The organism is Mycobacterium sp. (assembly GCF_035506235.1).
In the GTDB taxonomy this organism is placed as follows: Bacteria; Actinomycetota; Actinomycetes; order Mycobacteriales; family Mycobacteriaceae; genus Mycobacterium.
The window spans coordinates 1-3,384 of the sequence record NZ_DATJPU010000285.1 but is presented as its reverse complement, the minus strand read 5'-3'; the positions used below and the strand labels follow the sequence as shown (position 1 = coordinate 3,384).

Below are 3,384 nucleotides of genomic sequence, written 5' to 3'. Positions count from 1 at the left end.
GTGGCGGTGACGCCCTTGGTGGTGCTGAAGCACATGGCGAGTGTGTCGCGAGTCCAGGGATCCCCGTTCCGACTCCGGACTCCGCCCCACAAATCGACGACCAGCCTACCGCGGTGGTAGACAGCCACCGACGCGCCGCCGCCGGTGCGCGCAATCTGTTTTCTGAACACATTCGCCACTTCGCGGAATTCGTCGTCGTAGCGACCTGTGACCTGGTCCGTTTCGGATCTGCCAACGTCCAACGTGCAACCCTTCTTCCAAACTCAGAATCGCTGAAGAGACGCGCCTCGGGCGAGTGCCTTATAGCCCGACGATTCGCATTCATAGGTCATTGCCCGAACGGGCCAGAAGTCGGTGATCGAACGGACCAAAGTCCCTGGTGCACTACCGTTGATTTCCACAGCCGAGAAGTCCGCGAACCGGCTGCGCCTGGGCAGAATCCAGGTGGACCAGTGAGCGATTTGCGCTTGCAGCTCGACTACTTGTTGCGCGAGAGCGGCTGCGAGCCGCCACCTGCAGGGTGAACATCTCGAGCGATAAGGCACAGGCGCACCAGTGAAAACCCGCGGGCCCTGACGGCGGGACGCTACTCCGGATAGTCGAGTGGAACCCCAAGGGTTTTCAGCGTCGCGGCCAAGGCATCGTATTGGCCTACGAGGGTGACGAATTCGATGATCTGCGGCCGGTCCAGGTACTTGGCCAGTTCTTGCCAACCCCGATCTGAGATGGTGCGGGTGTCGATGAGTTCGTCGACCGCGCTCAGCAGCGCGCAGTCGCGCTCAGTCAACCCCTCGGCTGTGGGACCGGCAAAGATGCGGGCCTGCGTTTCGTTGTCGAGGCCGCGGCGCTTGGCAATGCGGCGGTGCTGCTGTAGCTCGTATGCGCAGCCACGCAGATGTGCCACACGGAGGACCACCACCTCGGTGTCACGTCGCGGTAGCTTCCCCATGCCCAGCAGCATCGCGCCGAACGGCAACCATGCCCTAAACAGCCGCCTGTGCTGGCCCAGCGTAGTGAACAGATGTACTTGCGGAATGCCTTCCAAACGCGCCGTGAGCTTGCAGAACAGCCACCCGGTGAGGCCGAGCTCTCGGAATCCGCCAGGCGGGATGCGAGAGGCCGTCGGCCCGGTCACGGCCCCAGCGCTGGGAAGCCGCGCCGGGGACAATTGTCCCTTTCGCGGAACCCGCGCCCGTAGCCGTTCGGGCGGGCGTTGTCACCCGGCAATTCCAAACCCCTCCAAATAAACGATCCGGTTGGGCGGCCGGAGCACGCAACCCAGCCCGATCGGCCACGTCTTACTTGGCTGACCATACCGGGTGCCGTCTCACGGTGCGGGCCACTCAGATCTAATTGCGCCCGTTCGGCATCTGGGCGAGCTGCACGGGGACGTGTCCGGCGCCGTTGCATTCCGAGGGCGAAACCGCGACCGGCGTGGCCGTCGGGTTGTTGTGCGACGCGGCGAGTACGCGGAAGCGCGTCGGGTAGGTTCGTCGACTCAACTGCTCCGGTGAAGATCGACAGGCGTACCCGTCGCGAGGAGGTGATTGCTCCAAAAGTCCCTTGCGGTGGTGACTTCTGCCTCTGCCCTGAAGCAGTCGTGAGATCGATCGTGGGATTGCGATGCGCGGAGGTTGCTAATGGAGCACCTAACAGGCTTGGACGTTAGCTTTCTGGAAGCCGAGGATTCCGACCCGCACGTTAGTCTTGCGCTCGGTGCCGTTTCGGTGATAGAAGGGCCGCGCCCCGACGACAACGCTATCGTTTCGGCATTGAGCCAGCGGATGCTGATCATCCCACGATGCCGACAGGTGCTGCGGAGACACCCGTTCGATTTTGTGGCGCCGGAATGGGTGGAGGATGCCAGCCCAGACCTGTCCCACCATCTGCGCCACGTCGCGGTTGCGCAACCTGGTGATAACGAGGCGTTGTTCCGGCTGGTCGGCTACATCATGGAGCGGCGCCTAGACCGCGATCACCCATTGTGGGAGTGCTGGGTCATCGAAGGGCTTACCGACGACCGATGGGGGATTTTGACCAAGTTGCACCACTGCATGGCCGACGGGATCGCGGCGATGCAGGTGCTCAGCGCCATGTCCGACGACGGTGGAGCTGACACCTTCGCTACCGCGATAAGGGCGGCCACCGAACGGAGGCGGGCCGGCATTGCGCTGCCCAGGCTCACCCCTAATCCGCTGGCGTGGATGCAGGGGGCATGGCACGCCTCGAGCGCGGCGGCCAGCGCCGCGGGCCGGGCAATAGATGCTGCCACAGGAGTCGTTACCGGGCTGGTTCATCCGGCGGCCGCGTCGTCGTTTATCGGGTCGGTCGCGACAAGGCGTCGCTACAGCGCCGCCCGGGTCTCGCTCGACGACGTTACGCACGTTTGCCAGGCCTATGAGGTGACGACCAACGACGTCGCGCTGGCTGGCATCACCGATAGTTTCCGCGCCGCTCTTATCCGTCGTGGCGAGCAGCCCAAACCGAATTCGATCCGCACCCTGGTACCGGTGTCGGTGCGCTCCAACGAGGAGATGGGCCCGGCCCACAACCTGGTCTCGGCGATGTTGGTCTACCTGCCCGTCGAGGTGGCAGACCCGGTCGAGCAGCTGCGCGCTGTGCACACACGACTGAGCAAAGCCAAGATCAGCGGCCAACGCCAAGCCGCGAGCCTGATTGTCACCGCGGCGGATTACATCCCGTTCGCCGTAACCGCCAGGGCGATTCACACGCTGACTCGGTTGCCGCAACATTCCATCGTCACGGTAACCACGAACGTCCCCGGTCCCCGACAGCCGGTATATGTGCTCGGCCGCAAGGTGCTGCAGGTGCTGCCAATAGTGCCGATTGCAATGCAAGTGCGCGTAGGGATCGCCATCTTGAGCTACGACAAGGATCTTTCGTTCGGCATCACCGCCGACTACGACAATGCACCCGACGTGGACAAGCTGGCCGAGGGCATTGAATCCGGGTTGGCGCGTCTCGTGGCCACCAAGAAACGTCGGCGGCGTTTCGGTGAGGGGACGAAGCGGAATGGAGCGGCCAATACCACGCCGCGGCGCTCCCGATCATCGACGACCACGGCGGGAAAACATGACCAGCCGCAGCACCCCCGCTGATGAAACATCGGGACAGCGCGCTGACCGGTCGCAACCGATGGCGACGCCCCGCTGGCCATCGACATCAACAACATAACCACCTCAAGCGAAGCTAGTGTCCTGCGCCAGAAATGAGCGGATTCCTGGGGACTGTCTGAACAACGGTGGATCTGATCTTGGTCTGACACGCCGGGCGTGGGCTTGGCGGGAAGGACTAACGATGTCAGAAACACTCGATCCCGTGGCGATGGAACTGGATCAACGGCAGCTGGCTGAGCAGCTGCTG

Annotated in this window: 3 protein-coding genes; 1 reads left to right on the top strand and 2 read right to left on the bottom strand. The window is 63.4% G+C overall.

Annotated elements, in window-relative coordinates; all coding sequences use genetic code 11:
- A partial coding sequence (locus tag VMD50_RS26900; RefSeq protein ID WP_325432515.1) for a serine hydrolase domain-containing protein occupies positions 1–242 on the bottom strand: 242 nt, incomplete at its 3' end.
- Positions 243–586: 344 nt separating this feature from the next.
- Positions 587–1,135 (bottom strand): carboxymuconolactone decarboxylase family protein, encoded by a 549-nt coding sequence (locus VMD50_RS26895; protein WP_325432513.1) that lies wholly within the window; start codon positions 1,133–1,135, stop codon positions 587–589.
- Between the two features lie 505 nt (positions 1,136–1,640).
- Between VMD50_RS26895 and VMD50_RS26885 the strand changes: the two genes are divergently transcribed.
- The gene (locus VMD50_RS26885; protein WP_325432517.1) at positions 1,641–3,119 is read left to right on the top strand and encodes a WS/DGAT/MGAT family O-acyltransferase; all 1,479 of its coding nucleotides are present in this window, start codon (positions 1,641–1,643) and stop codon (positions 3,117–3,119) included.
- The last annotated feature ends 265 nt before the right edge of the window (positions 3,120–3,384 follow it).